Annotated in this window: 19 protein-coding genes; 4 read left to right on the top strand and 15 right to left on the bottom strand. The window is 42.5% G+C overall.

Annotated elements, in window-relative coordinates; genetic code table 11:
* Positions 1-190: 190 nt before the first annotated feature.
* Positions 191-1,063: an NAD-dependent epimerase/dehydratase family protein gene (locus AC3CIA_RS06020; protein ID WP_488518691.1), complete on the top strand. Its 873-nt coding sequence runs from the start codon at positions 191-193 to the stop codon at positions 1,061-1,063.
* An 86-nt stretch (positions 1,064-1,149) separates the two neighbouring features.
* Here AC3CIA_RS06020 and AC3CIA_RS06015 read toward each other — a convergent pair whose 3' ends face one another.
* From AC3CIA_RS06015 to AC3CIA_RS05985, 7 genes are all read right to left on the bottom strand, one after another.
* Positions 1,150-2,013, bottom strand: a complete 864-nt coding sequence (locus AC3CIA_RS06015) for a phage integrase N-terminal domain-containing protein (RefSeq protein WP_488518690.1) — start codon at positions 2,011-2,013, stop codon at positions 1,150-1,152.
* Positions 2,014-2,633: 620 nt separating this feature from the next.
* Entirely contained in the window at positions 2,634-3,509 is an 876-nt protein-coding gene (locus AC3CIA_RS06010) for a hypothetical protein (protein WP_488518689.1), read from the bottom strand.
* Positions 3,510-3,766: 257 nt separating this feature from the next.
* Positions 3,767-5,029 (bottom strand): site-specific integrase, encoded by a 1,263-nt coding sequence (locus AC3CIA_RS06005; RefSeq protein WP_102413546.1) that lies wholly within the window; start codon positions 5,027-5,029, stop codon positions 3,767-3,769.
* Positions 5,030-5,239, bottom strand: coding sequence for a MerR family transcriptional regulator (locus AC3CIA_RS06000; RefSeq protein ID WP_010434910.1), 210 nt, complete (start codon positions 5,237-5,239; stop codon positions 5,030-5,032).
* A 387-nt stretch (positions 5,240-5,626) separates the two neighbouring features.
* The gene (locus AC3CIA_RS05995; protein ID WP_488518688.1) at positions 5,627-6,019 is read right to left on the bottom strand and encodes an NUDIX hydrolase; all 393 of its coding nucleotides are present in this window, start codon (positions 6,017-6,019) and stop codon (positions 5,627-5,629) included.
* Positions 6,020-6,079: 60 nt separating this feature from the next.
* Complete coding sequence (locus AC3CIA_RS05990) at positions 6,080-6,841, bottom strand: nucleotidyltransferase domain-containing protein (RefSeq protein ID WP_488518687.1); 762 nt, start codon at positions 6,839-6,841, stop codon at positions 6,080-6,082.
* A gap of 71 nt (positions 6,842-6,912) precedes the next feature.
* Positions 6,913-7,575 carry a DNA alkylation repair protein gene (locus AC3CIA_RS05985; protein WP_237299456.1) on the bottom strand — a complete coding sequence of 221 codons (663 nt, stop codon included), beginning with the start codon at positions 7,573-7,575 and terminating at the stop codon, positions 6,913-6,915.
* Positions 7,576-7,779: 204 nt separating this feature from the next.
* On the opposite strand from AC3CIA_RS05985, the gene AC3CIA_RS05980 reads away from it, so the two are divergent.
* Positions 7,780-8,301, top strand: coding sequence for a type II secretion system protein (locus AC3CIA_RS05980; protein WP_017083309.1), 522 nt, complete (start codon positions 7,780-7,782; stop codon positions 8,299-8,301).
* A gap of 87 nt (positions 8,302-8,388) precedes the next feature.
* Here the strand turns inward: AC3CIA_RS05980 and AC3CIA_RS05975 are convergent, their stop codons facing one another.
* The 6 genes from AC3CIA_RS05975 to AC3CIA_RS05950 all read right to left on the bottom strand — a co-directional run bounded on the left by AC3CIA_RS05975 (position 8,389) and on the right by AC3CIA_RS05950 (position 11,815).
* Positions 8,389-8,922, bottom strand: a complete 534-nt coding sequence (locus tag AC3CIA_RS05975) for a GNAT family N-acetyltransferase (RefSeq protein WP_065205504.1) — start codon at positions 8,920-8,922, stop codon at positions 8,389-8,391.
* Entirely contained in the window at positions 8,922-9,461 is a 540-nt protein-coding gene (locus AC3CIA_RS05970) for a GNAT family N-acetyltransferase (protein ID WP_488518686.1), read from the bottom strand. The genes AC3CIA_RS05975 and AC3CIA_RS05970 overlap by 1 nt, the downstream gene beginning before the upstream one ends.
* A 74-nt stretch (positions 9,462-9,535) precedes the next feature.
* Positions 9,536-9,907: a DUF3465 domain-containing protein gene (locus AC3CIA_RS05965; RefSeq protein ID WP_488518685.1), complete on the bottom strand. Its 372-nt coding sequence runs from the start codon at positions 9,905-9,907 to the stop codon at positions 9,536-9,538.
* A gap of 58 nt (positions 9,908-9,965) precedes the next feature.
* Complete coding sequence (locus tag AC3CIA_RS05960; protein ID WP_237299458.1) at positions 9,966-10,217, bottom strand: TIGR03643 family protein; 252 nt, start codon at positions 10,215-10,217, stop codon at positions 9,966-9,968.
* A gap of 123 nt (positions 10,218-10,340) precedes the next feature.
* Positions 10,341-11,153, bottom strand: coding sequence for a hypothetical protein (locus AC3CIA_RS05955; protein WP_488518684.1), 813 nt, complete (start codon positions 11,151-11,153; stop codon positions 10,341-10,343).
* Between the two features lie 236 nt (positions 11,154-11,389).
* Positions 11,390-11,815, bottom strand: a complete 426-nt coding sequence (locus AC3CIA_RS05950) for a hypothetical protein (RefSeq protein WP_004734639.1) — start codon at positions 11,813-11,815, stop codon at positions 11,390-11,392.
* 527 nt (positions 11,816-12,342) lie between these two features.
* Here AC3CIA_RS05950 and AC3CIA_RS05945 point away from each other — a divergent pair.
* Both AC3CIA_RS05945 and AC3CIA_RS05940 read left to right on the top strand, forming a co-directional pair.
* Positions 12,343-12,534, top strand: coding sequence for a hypothetical protein (locus tag AC3CIA_RS05945; protein WP_004734640.1), 192 nt, complete (start codon positions 12,343-12,345; stop codon positions 12,532-12,534).
* Between the two features lie 205 nt (positions 12,535-12,739).
* Positions 12,740-13,159: a BLUF domain-containing protein gene (locus AC3CIA_RS05940; protein ID WP_017079037.1), complete on the top strand. Its 420-nt coding sequence runs from the start codon at positions 12,740-12,742 to the stop codon at positions 13,157-13,159.
* Between the two features lie 125 nt (positions 13,160-13,284).
* Here AC3CIA_RS05940 and AC3CIA_RS05935 read toward each other — a convergent pair whose 3' ends face one another.
* The gene (locus tag AC3CIA_RS05935) at positions 13,285-14,208 is read right to left on the bottom strand and encodes an OmpA family protein (RefSeq protein WP_488518683.1); all 924 of its coding nucleotides are present in this window, start codon (positions 14,206-14,208) and stop codon (positions 13,285-13,287) included.
* 74 nt (positions 14,209-14,282) lie between these two features.
* Positions 14,283-17,798: a hypothetical protein gene (locus AC3CIA_RS05930; protein WP_488518682.1), complete on the bottom strand. Its 3,516-nt coding sequence runs from the start codon at positions 17,796-17,798 to the stop codon at positions 14,283-14,285.
* Between the last annotated feature and the right edge of the window lie 13 nt (positions 17,799-17,811).

Here is a 17,811-nt window from a genome sequence, read left to right as displayed (position 1 = left end):
TGTACGTTTGCCTTACCTGTAGTTATCCGAGGGAGTGTCGAAGTAAGCTTTTTAAAAATTATGCGTCATTTTGCAATCTAATACACAATATCTATCATTAACCCATTGATTGTAAATTGATCAATGATTAAAAAGGCTGCATGATAGGAGTATAAAAAGCGTTATGTGTAATCCAAAGTTCAGGGAAAGAATGAAAGTACTTATTGCAGGAGCCAATGGATATATTGGTAGCCACGTGACGAAGATGTTTGTTGAAAGTGGTTTTGAAGTTTCGACATACAGCAGGGCTAGCGGTGTCCTACCTGATGCTAGAAAGCTCACTAAAGTGCCCGCAGATTTATCTGGTTACTTTGATATTGTTGTAAATTGTGCTCGTCCACATTGGTCAGAATTTTCGCCAGAGGAAATAGTTGATATAGAGTCCAAGCTGCTAACGCAGTTGGATAGGCTAGCGGCTGAAGGTGCGACCAAAATTCACACTTCGGGCGTTTGGCTATTCGGTAATGCGTCTCACAACGACCTCAAAGTGTTTAGGTTGAAGCCTTTAGATGTGGTGAAACTGGACGCAGTTACAATAGGTAGTGCTATTAAAAAGAAGTGGCATGTAGTTTATTGTCCTAGTTTGGTTTATGGCGGTGAAAACTGTCAGCTAAAGCGAATTGTCGACTCTTTATCTGACCAAACGATTCAAGTAGCTATACCATCTCAAGGTCATAACCAATACATCCACGTCAATGACATCGCAAGGTTTTATTTATCGTTGGTGCAAGGTCGAATTTCCTCAGCACAACATTTTATTGCCGAGGCTAAGGGGTATAGCCCTGAAGAGTTTTCCCAGTTGTTGCTGGACTCTCGAATCATAAAAAAAGTCAGCAAAAGTAATTGGCGTGAGTTTGAAAATATCTTTAGCTTTTCGGCAGTAGAAATAGAAAAACTGAATCTTAAACTTCCAGTTAGCCCTTTGTTTGAACCGAAAGAGTCCTTAAGGAAGTACATAGAAAATTACACATACAAGCGTTTAAGGTTTCAAGATACTTTGTCTAATCCCAATCTCGCATGTTAGAACCAATACTCTAACGCGCTTCTGTCCAATAGCGAGTTATAATTATTCGGATTCCGAATTAGGAATCCGAACTTAACTTGTGAGCTTTAGCGACCTAGGTAAACGGCGGTAACCTCTTCTCTTCCGTGTCCTAATTCTTCAGTGATCACCATTCTTGCCTCAAAGTCACGCTGTTTGTCCTCTCCTATTAATCCCTTGGTTGACGGCCCTCCCGCAGCAGGAGCATTAAAACCCGTCAACTCAACGTATCGCTGGTGCGCATACGCATGCCGTAACCCATGCGCTTTGTCTAAGCCCATTTTGATACAAGCTCGTTCGTATCTTTTCATCTGAGAAACGTACTTAGCATTTTCTGGAATTAAAGAGCGATCCCCTACCCACTTTTTCACCTCATCAATTAACTGACGTTGTTCCAAAGTCCGAATAGGCACATCTCTAGGTCTTGCGCCTTTGGTTTTTACTAGATGTAAATGGTCGCCTCTATCTGCCAAATGAAGCTGGACTTTCATACATTCTTCTCGGCGCAAACCAAACGCGGCTTGCAAACGAAAACTCGCGTCAAGATACCTGTCATCGAGTGTTGCTAATTTTGAATTTACTAAGAATCTGGCTTTATTCTGGTTGGTGACATATTTGCGGTTTTCAATACCAAGGGAAGCGTTGCTTTTAGGAACTAACCCTGGCTTCCCGATTTTTTCAGAGAGCCAGCGCAGGTGAGTCATACGCGTCTTGATTGTGCCTGCTGCTAGACCTTGATCTTGCCAATGAGTTACAAGCTTCTCGATATGCTTGCGGCCCAAGTTCCTTAGCTCAAGCTTTCTGACGTTAAGCTCTCTTAGTTGTTTGTCAGCTAACTTTAGTATCTTCTTTCGCTCTGCTTGAGTCGCTTTAGAGCCATCGGGGTTACGATTTAGTACTCGGGTAATTTGGTAAAAAAAGTTCGTTGCCATAGTGCTACCTCAATATGTTGATTCTAAAAAAAAGAGCCGCTTTCGTTGGCGGCTCTTATCTCAGTCATTTCAAGGTTCTTATTTCATGGGTACAGTAGTAAGTATCAATGCGATTTCAGATTAGTGTTATTGCTCCCGTTCATTTCGAATGAACGCCTACTGCTTAAATCAAGTCAGTAAGTAATGAAGCGAGACTACTGCGCGGTTCAGAAATTCCGAACAATTGAATGACTGTAAGCCATGTGCAATTGCTAATTCCCAGAAGCCCGTTGGGCGTTTGAGATAAGAATGCGCTGGTAATTAAAGGATTTCTTCGTCTAGTAGTCTTTGCAGCAACGGCTGCTTTTTAGTTCTCTTCCATTATTGTCTCAGCTCATTCTACTCGCAACTTTTGAGGCGCTCTCAGCGCCATAGATTCTCGCCGTCATTCTTTTTCAATTCCGATAATTCGCTTGTAGCCCCCTATTGGTGAGTGCTGCCCGTCCTGTCACTCCCCAAATTTTGGAGTGACAGGACTAGATACCCTTTTAGCTAGGCGCAAAAAAGGCCGAATATATTCATATTCGGCCTCTACAATAGAGCTATTTCGACTGAAGTCTTTTAGCTTTATGAGATTGGTATTAACCTACTTCATTTACTAGGTTTTCTCTTAGCCAGATGTTTTGTGGATCATTTTGATTTATCAAAACATCAAGTGGAACTTTTACTCCACGTATTAGATCAGCACTTCTTATCTCTTCCCTTAGGGTGTTAATCTCATTTGCTAAGTTTATTGGAAAGTTAACATTTGAAAGCTGTATTTCCCCTGTATACCCTAAGGTTTCAAACTGCTTTGCAAGCACTCCTAAAAAACCAATGACATAATCACCAATCCATTTACGGCTCGAAATATCTCTATATCTATTCGGATACTTAAACATAATATCGAGTTCGCGCATCTCAATACAGACGGTTTTACCAGAGAAGTTATAGTAACCATATGCTCTGATACCGAACGATGAAAACTCTATCCAGGGGTTTACTTTGTTTTTGACTCTATTCATGACAATTCGACTTGCCAGTACTGTCGATACAGTACCATCAACAAATTCAAGTTCATTGATGACGGATTTAGCATCGCTCCAATCAAACGAGTCTCCCAATGAAAGGAGATGGTTCACAGCAGCATGAGATATACAATTTAACCTATTGTTTACTACTGCTCCCAATACGGAACAATCCAAATGGATATCGGGGTTCAAGTGAGCACGAATAGCAGGTAAGTGAGGTTGTAACAAGACCTTCAATATTTCTAAGTCCTGCTTGTTTGGAATTGTCGAGTATTTGTTCTTACTGTCGAGTACCGCTAGATCAGAGCTACTGCATAACTCTTTAAAATTGTCACAACCATACATAAATGCGACAGCTTCTTTTGCAAAACTGAGCTTGATCTTTAAAGTTCTTGAAATGTACTTTGCGTGGGCCTCAGATTGGCTCACTGATGGGTATTTAAGCATGATTAAGCATCCTATTAGATTCACGGGCTCACGAACCGTAATAAAGATACAAAATCGATGAAGTGATAATTCACTTCGCGCTGCTTTCGCTTCATCCGTGAGCTGATAGGTCGCGCATAACCTATATCTGACTGTATTCAGTAACCGTTTTCGAGTCAATACCATGTGCATAGATTCAAATTAAAGTTAATAAGGTAAAGCGACCCTTTATCAAATTCGGATTCCGAATTCCTCCAAAACTAAACAACTGACAAAAATCATTTCTGACCACTTTTCGGCATAACCTCAACAGGTGGCACTTGGTGCCAAACAATGTCACTTGTGCCTGTATAGATTTTTGTCGTTTTAGCGTTCGCGTGTGCCATTCGCTCGGTAGCGCTCTGCCCTTGCTGTTCAATCATTCGAGCAGCTAACCCTCGAATTTCATGATAGGTCGGCCTTAGCGATTTCTTTAGGTGACTATAAAGCCCTAAAGAGTCTCGAACCTTACTGAACTCTTTACTTATATTGTGGTGATGCACTTGGTAAAGATGGTCGGTCTCTTTTGAAATGCCACGTTGCTGCTGTTTGGGTTTACGGTGAACGATATAAGGACAAATCAATCTCGATGTTTTAGAAAGATCGACAATGTCTTTAATCGTCTGAGTGACAGGAATGGCGACAGTGGAAGCATCGGACTTTTTCACCTTTTCTCGGTGAACATATAGCATTCCATACACAGCATGCCCATCAACATACTCCACCTCTTTGTCAGGGTTCCAAAGAATCCCACAAACGCCTTCCCGTGGTTTATATATACGATAACGAAGCCTATAGATCTCCCTCACAGCATGAGTCGTCTCAAGAGTTAGGCTCATTGCGACCTTAAGAAACAGTGGCGCTGCATCGTAGACCTTTTGGTAGTTTTCGATATCTAGGTCGTGGCGAGCTTTGGTGTAATCTTCTCTGGTCAATCGACGCTGTTTTTTATTGAGAACAAAATTACTCTCTATAGCGCTTTCATCGGCAAGGTAGGAAAACACCTTTTTAAGGTTACTGATCTTATTGTTGAGCTGACGATTACTTAACTCTGAATAGTATTTCGAAAGGAACTCATTGATATGCTGTAACTTGATCGATTTGGTTGGCAACCGCCCCATAAACTCATCAAGGCGGTAACAGTCCCTCTCCAAATTTCGATAAACGTCTTTGGAAAGCCGTTCTTCTTTCTTCACACGAGACAACACTAATGGAAGCCACTCTTTTAAAGGCCGATTAAATTTGTCCTTGCGGCCTTTAGAGACAGCTTTGCGAAATGGGGTCATCTCAGAAAGGGAGAACGCGCTTCCTAGCTCAGGGCGATACTGCAAGTTATAAACATGCGCAGCTTGTATCGCTTCTTGCTCTACAGTCCCGATAGGAAATAGCTTCTTCACACCATCTACGGTTGTAAACCGAAATCGAGATTGCCCCCTATGGCTCATTTTCACCAAGAATGGAGGGTAATGAGCCGTTTCTTTGCTTCTAGCTCTACCAACCATTTATGACTCCAAGAATCTTAGAAGTTCACTCACCCTATCTGCAGGGTTCCCGATCTCGTCGTCAACACAGACTAAATATCGGCCCGTTGGCGTTCTAGTGCCCTCAAGCTTGCCGTGTTTAATCCAGTTTATGATGGTGGTATTGCATATCCCTGAATCAGGGTAAAACTCATCAATAAATTGTCTAGGTCTGATTTTACGCGTCGCCATGTCATTCTCCTTACCTTTCTCACTACATGAAAATTAAGATTTTTCATCTACTGGTAGAAAAACTATGCACGATTTTTTCAGTGACATTCTATTTGCGCAGCAATTAACGAAAAGGATTCCCGAAGCGTAAAACGATTCAACGAATCGATTTCAAGCCCACTTTAGGGTGGACTAATACAGTAGTACCGAGTTGCTAATACATTGATTTTATTTGACTATTTCATTGGCCTTTTTAACCGTTTTTTAGGTCAATTAGAGCTTAACCACCAGCTCTAAATACATGAAATGCATATAAATCAATACTATACAGCTAAGATTACTACCAACATCGGGGTTTCACCGTTTTTGAGCCCTCAAAAACGTCGTAAACATGTTATCGAATCCAAACTAAAGATACCTACCCACGCGCTCTACTTCTTTCAAAGCAATACCATCGGCTGCTATACCAACAGGAGCTGAACCTAGTGAATACCACTTAACATCATCAGCCTCTTGAGCGGTGATATCTCCTTCCCAGTCACTCACGATAAAATAATGAATCAACTGAAGCTCTTTCGTAGGATGGTAAAGCGAGCACAAGTATTTGTAATGAATAGGAACAACATTAAGCTCTTCATCGAGCTCACGAAACAACGCCTGTACCTGATTCTCACCTTTCTCAACATGACCGCCAGGTATGGTAATCAAGCCGGGATCCGTTTCTTTAGATTCACTACGCTTTTCCAATAATACTTGTGATTCGTTCAGCAAGATAAAAGAGACACACTCATATACATCCATCGGGGTTTCCTTAAACCGTTATAACGGCAGCTAAGTTTGTTTTCTAGCTTGTATTAATGCTTAACTTACAACAAGCTTTTTGCTCAGCCTTTCATACAATTCAAAAGCTTCCGTTTTAGATATCAAATTTCCGAGAGCGTATTGATGTGCTAACTCAATATCATCGTTTAGATTTGGGTAATAGCACTTGGCTACTGCAGCGCACTGAGACAAATCTGTGTACCAACTGCCGTCTTTCTCGGCCACAAAGTAATATGCTGCTCGAACTAGCTTCTTGCCAATCACCTTAACAACATCCGCATCTGTCATTGTTTTGAAACTCAGGGTCATTTGCTTAAGAAAAGTCGATAAATCGCCATTAAGAGCTTGGGCTATTTCAATGCTTGGTTTGTATCGTGAAAACTCAACAGATAAATCATTACCCCAAACACAACTGCAACAGTGCTTGAGCCAAAAGTGCCAATGGTATTTTTCTTGAGGCAGCAGAACATCCCGCTGGAAGCCAGGATCGATATCAAGCTTGCTCACTTGAGAATATGCTTTGGGAATGGTGTCAGAGAGATGCTTAAATACTCGCTTCTCTTTTGGGCCAATAGGCGTAGTCAGTACGATAGAAACATCCAAATCAGAGCTACCAACAATGGCCGTTCCTCTAGGCACACTCCCATACAGGTAGATACCATCAACTTGACCTGGGAGCTCTCTTAGCAACGAATCAACGACTGCTGACACCACGTCTTGAAATTCAGGCGCAATGTTCTTTGGCGAATAAAGATTTTGAATGAACCCTTCTCGATCGAGTCCTCTAGTTTGTTCTTGCACCTTGGGTTCCTATTTTAATCGTTATAATTAATCACACCGGATTCTGATGATGATTTGAGGAGTGCCAGTGGTTAAAGTAACATTAACTCTCGCTTAGTTTTATCGTCCAGCTTTTCAATCGCGTAGCGAAAAGCAACTCTTGGTATTACAGCATGCTTAGCGTTTAAATAACCAATAACCTGTTGAGGTTCCTTTTTACTGAGGACTTTAAGCATCCAACCATATCCTTTCTGTACGAGGTCATGATCATCTTTTAACAATAAATCCGACACACGAAACGGATCCAACGCAGAATATCGATTCTTATTGATAGAATAAATTAAGGTGACAGCAGCAGCTCTACGTACAGAAAAATTGGAATGCTCGACCCATTTGGTTGTGAGTTCGAACAAATCATTGTACTGAGACAGTAACTCACCAAACGCATGAGTACAGAAATCATCACAATCATTCCAGTCAGTAACGTAGTGGAGTAACCAATGTTCAAATATGAAGAACGTTTCTTTAGAATATTGTTTTCTTACTCTAAAAGCCCAGTCGTAAGCAATAACACCTAACGCCCAATCCCTTTCTTCAAGCAATTGAGTACACAGGGACAAAACATTAGAGATATCTTTATTTTTGATGGTTTTAAAAACGAGCGCCGATATAGATCGAACCTGCCCTGTTTTAACACTAGCCTCTGGATAACCAACGTCTGAAAGATGAAGCTTTACCGTTTCAACGATATTCATTAATTGCCAAACCTTCATAGAACTAAAATTAATATCAAAGTGAGATACACAGCACTTAAACCATACGCATTGGATTTATAAAATATAAGTTACCTTAATCACAACATTCATTATTGAGCATTTAAATTACCACTAAAATAAGGATATTCCCTTTGGTAAGAGTAACTTATAATGCATACTAGCGGCCTTTAAAAGAGGTGCTAAATGAAAAAGAACGGTTTTACACTTATTGAGCTTGTTGTCGTTATTGTGATCCTTGGAATACTCGCCGTAACTGCTGCTCCAAGGTTCCTCAACGTAAGTACTGATTCTCATATTGCAGTTGTAAAAGGCACTGGAGCCTCTTTTAAAACAGGGGTCGATCTTGCCTATTCAAAAAATTTAACCTCAAACGGTGGCGGTGCTTCCACGAACGTCCCTATCTATGATGACTCTGCAACAGGTCAGCTCGATTTCAATGAATGGGGATACCCGGCCCAACAATGGCACTTACCCGAAGAGTCCCCAAGATTAGATAACGCTGAAGACTGCATTTCGGTATGGGGCGCACTGCTCCTCGATCCACCTAGTATTTCAAGTTTCAATTCACCAGAAGAAACCGACTACATTGCTGAATATATACAGACGGATCAGTGTATCTATCATTATCGAGTCGTGCCGGGAGTTTCCATTAACTACAACTCAATGAATGGTGACGTCACTGTAGACGATGAGCCAGATAACTAAGCGCTAAATGTTGGTCTTTCAGAGTACTTGGGAATTTACGGTTTCTCTCAATAAAAGTGCCACACATTAAGAATCAACAGCACACATTTAAGACTGACTTATTTTGGCGTAAACAAGCGTGCTGTCCATATCTCCTGATGGCAAACGTCGATCATTGGCTAAGCGATCTTCAAGTTGATAGCCACATCGTTTGGCCACGGCCTGACTTTTAAGATTCGAGCCTGCCATCCTAATTTCGACTCTTTTCGCACCTTTTTGAGTGAATGCATATTCTTCGATAATTCGGACAGCTTCACTCACGTAACCCAAGCCCGTTTTTGATGTTCGCAACCAATAGCCGATTTCAAAGTAAGGGACAGTATCGTCTCTGATCATAAAACCAATAGCCCCGATAAATACCCCTGTTTGCTTTTCAATAATATTGAACCAGAACTCGCCAGTAAAGTTGGCGAAATTATTGGTAGCATCTTGAATGTTAAGTTCTAGCTGCTCTTTACTTAGAGAATCAGAAACCCAAGGTAAGAATGGGGAAAACTCGGCCTTGCACTCATTTATCACCTCAAACATCTCTTCGCTGTATTTTAATGATGGAGGGGTTAATTTGAGCCTTTCACTTTCCATCACCAAGCCTTTTTCCAATCAGAACGTAGAACCGCCAACACAACGGTATCCCACCATTGACCTTTGAAGAATCGATGATCTTTAAAACACGCTTCTTGTTTCATTCCCATTGACTTACATAATTTAATCGCAGCCAAGTTCTTGCTGATGGTTTCGGCGTAGATACGGTGTATGCCTAACTCTGAGAAACCAAAATCAGCGAGGGCTTCAGAAGCTTCTATAGAAAGCCCTTTTCCCTGAATTTCCCTCGAGAAAGCACAGCCCATTGAAGCTTGTTTATCGCGTTCAAGGCGTAAACAAACTGTTCCAATAAACTTCCCCGAGTCTTTGCTTTCAACCGCTAATTGAAAAGACTGGCGCGGAACTTCCAAAGCCTGCGCAACAAACAACTGAGTTAGCTCTCGATATTTGTTAGGTTCACAATCACTTTCGTCATAGAAACGCTGATACTTTACGTCTTGAGACATCGCAACAAACGCACACTCGTCTTCGAGACTCATATCTCGAAGAATCAACCTGTCAGTTTCCAGCTTAAACATCAAAGTTCCTTTTTATCTTATAGCCTTGAAGGGAAAAGTCGCGGAGGTGTTTACTCGTATACTTTCCCGTTATGCTATAACCAACCATGAGTGTGATGATTACGAGGGTCTTTGTGCGTCCAGTGCATGACGCCACCTTTCTTGTTCCATTCATATTCACCATAAAATTCAACTCGATCGCCCTTTGCCAGCCCCTGAACACGAGGTGCTAAGTCAATATTATGCGCGACTAACAAGGTTTGTCCGCTATCTAGTCGCAAAATGAATTTCTGATGTCGAGATCCTTTATTATCATCAGGAAGTACTCGATACACCGTACCCGAGCCGCGCACCTGAACGTCGCTTTGGTGATTTTCGTAAGCTTGCTTAAATCGCGTATCATTCGCTTGAACATGACTGATGCCGAAGCTAAGCAGCACCAAAAGTAGAGCGCAAAATTGTTTCATTCCTTTCATTTCCCATATCTGTGTGTTGATTTGGGATACTGACTGGGCATCCCATCTTTTAACGATGCTTGTACTGAGTCGGACAATAACCTCTCGAAACGTCCGAACTGCGCAGTTTTACATGCTTGGTCGAGCGCCCAGAAACACGTGAGCGCCACAGCTTAAAACTGCCAAGCTTGAGATGGCTACGCATAAAACGAGTCACTTGCGATTCATTCAAACCAAATTGCAGTTCTATTGCTTCAAACGGCGTTCGGTCTTCCCACGCCATTTCAATAATTCTTGATTCATTCTCTTTAGATAACATCATGCATACTCTTCCTTTATAAACTGAGAGAAATACGCTCGTCTTAGATTTAAAGATCACAGGGTGACCACTTTGAACTCCACGACTTATAAAGTTCGATAAAACAACAGGCTAGCAGCGAGGCAATCATGGGGTTAAATAAGCTTGTACGAACTCTCTAAGCACTCTCGCATTGTTGTGGTATTTGCTATCCCCGCACTTTATGCCATCCACTCTGATGTCCGGGCTGGAATAAGCAGGTATAACATCTCTCTCATAAGACATTACTGTGCCTCTCTCTGAACAAGTAGCACCGAATGAATATGCAGGAGCTTTCGGATAGCTGCCAGCGATAAAATGATCGATACTCTCGTGATCTTTTAACACCTTTTTATAGTCGTGGTTAGCGCCACTCAAGTGACCAATTTCATGTTCCATTGTCGAGTCTGGGCAATTTATCGCCAAAGAGAAAAAACGAGATACCTGAGATGCGACACCACAATATCGAGACTCGAACGCAGAATGATAATTAGAAAACACAACCCCTGAAAAAACAGGACGGCCGTCTTCTGTGATTTCTTTAATTGGCTCTTCCATCGATAATTTGAGTAGCCTCTCTGCTGCGCCCAAATCTTGAAACCAAAGGCTGTCGATTTCTGGCGTATAAGTCACCTTGGTAACTTTTCTCGTCATAGGGATGCAGGAGTTCTTCAATACCAGATTCGAATAGCTTTCCCATGTCGCTATCTTAGAGGCTATAAATGCTTTGGAATATTCGGCTAACACCGATTCATCAACATAAAGGTGTATTTCTGTATTCAAAACCTCGCTCTGTGCACAAGTAGGAAACTCGATGCTTTGAGCATTGGAGAGTCGACTATTGCTCAACACTATAATCAAAACACAACCAACTAACTGGATGAGCCTTTTAAAAGAACTCTCACTGACTCGTGTATTCATTTCCACCCTCTCCCTATATTCAAAACCACAAAAAGCATCACAAATGCCGTGACTTAAGATTCATATCAATCACCATTACACATATAAGCATTGGCCTCTCAAAGTAACCTGCACTATCTGTGTTTTTCAGAAAACAAAAAGCTCGCCATGCAATGACGAGCTTTATTGATTATGGGAGTTCAACGGTTATAAGACCCTGGCATTAACAAGGCCCAAATACGAAGAAATCTAAAGTATTAAGACACCTGATCGCGCAAAGCCAATTCAACGTTTTTCAACACTTTGAACTCTTCGCGAGTACAACCGCGTGCCACGGAAACCCAATGGTCGCCAGTTTCATCGGCTCCTTTAAACTCTGCACGCAATTCATATCTTCGCCATGTAACAAACGCCAAGATAAAGGTCAGTGCAAGCATCGGTAAACCGAACTGAGGAACAAATGCCCAAGTCGCAGCCGAGAGAACTAAAGCCAACGAAACAATATTGATTGCGTTTTCTTTAAGACCCAATTGACGAATTTCTAACTGTTTGATTTTACGTAAGCTATACACATCTTTCTTCACTCGGAGTTCGTTAGAGCTCACCAGAAAATCTGATGCTTTGTATGACCTACGGAGTCGCACTAAATTCGCTAACCTGTTGCGTGTTTGGTTCTTTTTCATCGCCTTTCTCCATGTTATTAAAGGTTAGTAAAAACTAATATAATCATGAAGTTAATGAACGAGCGCTTATTTTATAAATCAAACCAATATTAAAATCAAGCTTATACAATTAATAACACTTATAACAACACCATCTTACATGTTAAATTTCAATAGAAAGAAGGCTTATTAAGGAATCTACTCATCATAAATCGGTGTACTTTAGTTAAGTGAGATATAGGCCGATAGTGATTCCGATAATCGACCGAACATACTAAACGGCGGGCATGGTTCACCCTGCTTTGTAACTACTTATTTCAAAGAGATTTTTGCAATGAATCTCACGCTCTAGGAATGCTGAACCACGGTCACATAACGCTCCATCTTCCATAATCAGAACAGCCACCCTCCCTCTTGATCATTGATTTTTTGAATACCAAAATCATTCAATTGAACATATCAACATAGCTTATCAATTAAGCAATTGATCTCATAACAAAGAGACTGTACGCTTGCGTTATGCACACGGTTACCCAATGGAGATCACGATGAATGAACTACTGACATGCGCTATGGAACAGAAACAACGAACAACAGTGACGAGTTTATTCGCAAGAAATGGATTCAAGATCGCGGCTACTGACTTTGATGATGTGACTTTCGAACGAGAGAGTGTATTGGTCAATGTTCGTTTTGATGCGTCTTCAAACGTTGAATCGATTTCAATTCTAAACAACTAACGAGCTCACAAGCAGGTCGCTAAAATAATTGAATGCCAACATTCGAGTCATTTTAGCGTATCTTGCGACCTGCCCTTTTCTACTTCATCCCCGTCCTCTTCTCTTCCAAAAGCCACCGAGTGACAATTAAATCAATAACTCGCAATTCCATCAGCTTGGCTTATATTTATTAGTACCCTTTGAACAAAAATTCGAAATAATGCCTATGTTCCTAACTCGGTTAATTTATGTCAGTACGCTTTCCGAATGTTGTGATTCCAAAGCATTGGAGGAGATACTCGCTATCTCGCGAGATCATAATCGGCAGAGCCATTTAACGGGGCTTCTCAGCCATAATCAAAAGTACTTTCTTCAATGTATTGAAGGGTCTAGAGAGGCCGTTAACCACACGTACAATCATATTCTTAACGACGAGAGACACAATCACGTCGCAATACTTTATTTTAAAGAGATTGATAGTAGGGAATTTGGAGACTGGTCGATGGGAGACATTCCGCAGTCCAATTTAACCGAGCTGTTGAACTTACAGTTTTCAACATCTGATCAATTTAACCCGTATGAAATGTCTGGCGAAAGTGCTTACCGAATGCTTTTAGAGTTAAAGCAAAATTTGCCATCTGAATAGGTCTTCGACCCAACTTAACCCCTAGAGCGAGCAACAAAAAGCCCCAACGTAGGGGCTTTTTGCGTTTTATAGAGGCATCTATTTGTTATTCTTCAGTAATTTCTACTCTCGCTGCTCACCGTCTCTTATTCACTGCCAGCAAGCGCTTGCTGTTCGGCAGTAATATCAGATTCTTTAAACACAATAAATGCACGACGGTTTAACGCATCGGCTTGCTCTGTTCGCTCATTAATCGCTGGCTGTAACTTACCAAACGACTTCACTTCCCAAATGAACTGCTTAGGGTCGAGTTTGGTTTTGAGGTATTCAACCACCGTTTCGGCGCGGCGCTCGGCCAACTTCTCATTATAAGAGAGCGAACCCGCTTGGTCGGTATGCCCTGCTACCATGATACTGCCTTGCAAGCCACTCAACTGAGCCGTGAAATCATCCAACTGAGTTAAGTCTTCTGGCTTAAGCACTGATTTATCAAAATCAAAGTGCGGCGTCATTGCCATGTACACCTTACGTTCTGGTTTTGGTGGTTCACAAAAAGGCATCACTTCGTACTTTTGAGCCTCTTCAAATACGATAAATGCACGGCGGTTTTCCGCTCGGTCTTTATCAGTTTTACCAAACAACAGAGGTTGAGTCTCACCAAGGTGCTTCACTTCCCAATCGTAATTCGTTGGATCGAGGTGCGCTGTCAAATAGTCTGCGACGGATTTAGCGCGACGCTGTGAAAGACGTTGGTTATATTCCAATGAGCCTTTGTAGTCGGTGTGACCAACAATTGTGATACGCCCTTTTAGACCTCTGATCTCTTCTACAAAGGCATCTAAGTTGATCGCATCTAAGTCGCGTATTTTGTATTTATCAAACGCAAAATGCTCTGCGATAGCAACATGCACCTCACGTTCAGGCGCCAAACATTCACTGATTAAAAACTTAGACACATCTAAGCCAGCAAACTTGTCTCGGTTTTCCTGGCTCACGTAGGTGTCTGTTGCACAGCCAACAAGCAGCAAAGCGCTCATTACACCACTGATTAGGCCAATTGTTATTTTCATCTTACTTTTAGTTCTCAACTTACTTTTCGTTTTCAATTTTTAAGTCTCTACTTTCACCCCTCTTGGGGGCTGGCTTAAATCTTACCGACCAAGTTAATGAACACGCCTGAAGCATCGTAATCGTCATCGTTGGTTAGATCGCTATCAAACGCAGAGAAGTTATAACCAATGCCTATCTTTAGGTTCTCGCCAATGTGCTTGTTCACCGAAACTAACGCTCCGTGTTCTAACTCATCATTGAGTGTGTCTGTTTTCCAGTGATACTCACCCGTGACGTCCCACTCCTTCATCACACGATAAGAGGCGCTAAGTCCGTACAAGTCGATGTCACTTTTAACCATCTCATTCGCACCAGATGCTCGCTCGAAGGCTTGTTCTTTATCTTTATGTGCGTATTTAGTACCGACATCCCAGTGTTGGTCGATCGAATAGATCGCTTCTACTTCAATGATCTGGCTGGTTTCGTCTTGATAATCCACATCGCGATCCAATTGATCGAAATCTGCAATGTAGGTGTAGCGACTCAGTAGGTTCAATCGATCGTTGTAGATCGGACGATACGCTAGTCCACCCGTTGCTTCGGTAAATTGCGCCATGGTTTCGCCCGTTGTTTCGCTTTCGGTGATGGAGTAGTTGTACTTGCCAAACAATGTGTACTCTTCCGTTAAGTGATGCGTATAACGGTTGGTCGTCACGATTTGTTGAAGCTCTCGTTGAGCGATGTCTGGATCGTCTTCGCTCTTATCCACTCGATATTCAAATTTGTGGCTTAAGGTGATGTCATCCAGATCAATCGATGCATTGAAACTGATGGATTCACGCTCTGTGGTGATGTTCTCGTCATCTTCAATTTCACCAAGCTGATAACCGATGCCCATCTCGACGTCTTCCGTCACGTCGTAACCAAAGCCATACGAGTCGATACGACCGTGACCATCGTTTTCATCAACGAACTGGTTCTCTTGGTAGAAATCGACACTGCTGGTGAGGTCCGCACGCTGACCGACAATCACGTTATTTTCGCCTTCGTAGTTATCATCAACGTAGGTCACGTATGTAGAGTGGTCATCAGATACATCGTAAGTCACCGTTGCTTCAGCAACTTGGCCACGGTCGCCGTCGGTGTATTCACCACCCAACGACAAGTCTTCCAATACTTGGAATTCAGCACCAATCGACGCGCTATCGTTCTCGTCGTAGTCATCCGATTGAGAGACTGTGGTTTGGCCTTTAATGTAGACGCTATTGTCGCTGTCCCACATGTATTCCAAACGCACACCCGCCAAGGTCGCATCGCTGTGCTCGTCGTTTTGGTTAAGCTCTTCAGTTTGTTGCCCTGCCGCCGAAACTTTGATGTGCTCGGTGATTTTAACTTGAGTCTCGACCTCAATGGTTTCAGTATCCGCTTCTAAATTGCCGTCGACATCACGCTCTTCATTGGTAGAGAAACGAGATAGAACCGCCAAGCGATCGGTCGCTTGCAAACGAAGTTCTGCACCGTAGGCTTCTTGTTCTAGGTCATCGCTACTGCTTGCGTAACTGTATCCTGCATCTTTGTCTCGATACCAAAGTTTCAGGTCATTGCCAACGGCACCAAAAATAGTTGGGGCAAGATCGTAAAGGCTGGTCACAGCAGTAATTTGAATGCTGTCACCTTCACGATCTTCTAATGTGTCGCCAATTGGCGTAAAGGTTAAACCACCATCAACCGAAACAAAATTCGACTCTGTTTGAGTACCTTCACTGTGTGCAAATTCAGCTTTAATGTAGGTGCCTTCTGTCGCACGTAACGTTAAGTCGGTGCCGTAAGACTCGTAGTCTTGATTGTCCTTTTCTTGAGTCGCATACGTCACGCCCACGCCAATGTAATCGTTGACCCAACCTTTGGCACGACCACCGTAAGACATCGCGTCTAACGAATCCGAACCTTGAGGGACATACTCATAATCGACAACCAGAAAGTTTTCGTAGTCGTCGCCGTTTTCAATCACGCTGCCGAAGCTATCAGACAAGATATTATCGAGCGGCTTGGTCAGAATAATACGGCCTTGGTACGGGTCAAAGTCATAGTCGACACCCGGCTCAAGCGGGATTTCATTTTGTACTAGACCAGATTCATCTTTTACTTTTACGTAAACCTTGTCGCTTCCCGGTACCGCTTCGCCGTGGCGAAGAAAATACAGAGAACCGCCCGTACCTAAGAACTCATCATGCGCATACAAGGAGTCAGCTTCTGCCGTAAATCCGACCACGTTCAAGCGGTCTTCACCGTATTGGGTGGTATCGCGAGTGCGGTAATCAGCTTTGAAACCATATAAGCTACGGTTGTAGTCGTTGTTCTCAGTACCGGTTAAACCTGTGTTGTAGTTACCCCACAAGTATTGCGATTTATCGTATTCCACATTGAGGTAAACCTTACCCTTAGTGTTGACCACTTTTTCGATGTTTGAGCTGTCACCATAGTTACCGTAATACAGCTCATCGTCGTCTTCGAGGATATCGAATACATCCGAATCGTCTGATGCGAACGGATGTTTGAACATGTCTTTGATCTCACTTTCTCGAGTATCGAAGTGAGTGGTCACGCGAAGCTTGTCACCAAATTTACCTTGACCAAAGTAGGCTAAACGACCTTGATTATAGATGTCATTTTGATACTGGTCATCGACACTTAATGCATCGCTATTGCCAGAAACATTGTTCTTACCAACATAAAGATCAGCCAAACCCGTTTGCGCGTAATAAGTATCTGGGATACGAACGTACAACTTGTAACGGCGTTCATCACCGTTATCAAACACAACCTTGGTTGGGAAAATATAGGAGTCTGTAGGTAAGTACTGCTCTGCGTATAAGTTGCCGTCTTCAACGTCAAATTCGTCTTCACCGATGATGACCTTATCGACGCCTTTTAAACCGGTACCAATGAATTTGGCTAGGCCTGCATTGGTCGGGATGTTGTGACGCATCAGCTTTGCCTGTCCGTAACTTTTACCTTTGCTCTCTTCATCGTCGTTATCGTTGCGATCGATATCGACTTCAGAATCAGGCTTTACTAAGTCCGTCACACTAACGGTAGTCACATCCATGTTACCATCTTTGTCCCACGCTTTTAGGCGGAACATCAACTGCTCACCAACCGCAAACTGGTAGTCGACATCGGTTTGACCATCCCAGTTGATGTCAGAATCGTTTGCCAGTTTATCGCCATCAAGCACAGCGATTGGCTCAGACAAGCCAAAGTCACCCACACGGTACACTTCCAATTGGTACTTTTTGATGTAGTAACCATAGTTGGTGGTGATGGTGAAACCGACGCTGTCACGCAGTGTGCCTTGTTCGACTTCTAATTCATCACTGACACTGACATCTAATACTGGGTCAAAGCGAGTGATGTCACGGCTTGCCCAAATAGCGCCTTGCTCTAGGTAAATACGTGAGCTGTCTTGGTCTTGATTCGGTTTGGTGATTTCAATGCCAGTCGTCTCAGAACCGAGTTTTTCAAGCTTACCTGTGTCTTTCGCTACCGCCATCACTGGGATGGCAGTCAACACACACGTCGCTAAACGAGACTTACTAAATACTTTCATACAATTTCCAGAT

The organism is Vibrio sp. QJM3NY_27, from assembly GCF_057785955.1.
This window is presented reverse-complemented; position numbering and strand designations above follow the sequence as displayed.

Coding starts and splice junctions, on each gene's coding strand:
- AC3CIA_RS05965 (WP_488518685.1), bottom strand. CDS start 9,907: ATGAAACAATTTTGCGCTCTACTTTTGGTGCTGCTTAGCTTCGGCATC.
- AC3CIA_RS05945 (WP_004734640.1), top strand. CDS start 12,343: ATGAATGAACTACTGACATGCGCTATGGAACAGAAACAACGAACAACA.
- AC3CIA_RS05960 (WP_237299458.1), bottom strand. CDS start 10,217: ATGATGTTATCTAAAGAGAATGAATCAAGAATTATTGAAATGGCGTGG.
- AC3CIA_RS06000 (WP_010434910.1), bottom strand. CDS start 5,239: ATGGCGACGCGTAAAATCAGACCTAGACAATTTATTGATGAGTTTTAC.
- AC3CIA_RS05995 (WP_488518688.1), bottom strand. CDS start 6,019: ATGGATGTATATGAGTGTGTCTCTTTTATCTTGCTGAACGAATCACAA.
- AC3CIA_RS05970 (WP_488518686.1), bottom strand. CDS start 9,461: ATGTTTAAGCTGGAAACTGACAGGTTGATTCTTCGAGATATGAGTCTC.
- AC3CIA_RS05940 (WP_017079037.1), top strand. CDS start 12,740: ATGTTCCTAACTCGGTTAATTTATGTCAGTACGCTTTCCGAATGTTGT.
- AC3CIA_RS05955 (WP_488518684.1), bottom strand. CDS start 11,153: ATGAATACACGAGTCAGTGAGAGTTCTTTTAAAAGGCTCATCCAGTTA.
- AC3CIA_RS05930 (WP_488518682.1), bottom strand. CDS start 17,798: ATGAAAGTATTTAGTAAGTCTCGTTTAGCGACGTGTGTGTTGACTGCC.
- AC3CIA_RS06015 (WP_488518690.1), bottom strand. CDS start 2,013: ATGGCAACGAACTTTTTTTACCAAATTACCCGAGTACTAAATCGTAAC.
- AC3CIA_RS05975 (WP_065205504.1), bottom strand. CDS start 8,922: ATGGAAAGTGAAAGGCTCAAATTAACCCCTCCATCATTAAAATACAGC.
- AC3CIA_RS05935 (WP_488518683.1), bottom strand. CDS start 14,208: ATGAAAATAACAATTGGCCTAATCAGTGGTGTAATGAGCGCTTTGCTG.
- AC3CIA_RS06020 (WP_488518691.1), top strand. CDS start 191: ATGAAAGTACTTATTGCAGGAGCCAATGGATATATTGGTAGCCACGTG.
- AC3CIA_RS06005 (WP_102413546.1), bottom strand. CDS start 5,029: ATGGTTGGTAGAGCTAGAAGCAAAGAAACGGCTCATTACCCTCCATTC.
- AC3CIA_RS05985 (WP_237299456.1), bottom strand. CDS start 7,575: ATGAATATCGTTGAAACGGTAAAGCTTCATCTTTCAGACGTTGGTTAT.
- AC3CIA_RS06010 (WP_488518689.1), bottom strand. CDS start 3,509: ATGCTTAAATACCCATCAGTGAGCCAATCTGAGGCCCACGCAAAGTAC.
- AC3CIA_RS05980 (WP_017083309.1), top strand. CDS start 7,780: ATGAAAAAGAACGGTTTTACACTTATTGAGCTTGTTGTCGTTATTGTG.
- AC3CIA_RS05950 (WP_004734639.1), bottom strand. CDS start 11,815: ATGAAAAAGAACCAAACACGCAACAGGTTAGCGAATTTAGTGCGACTC.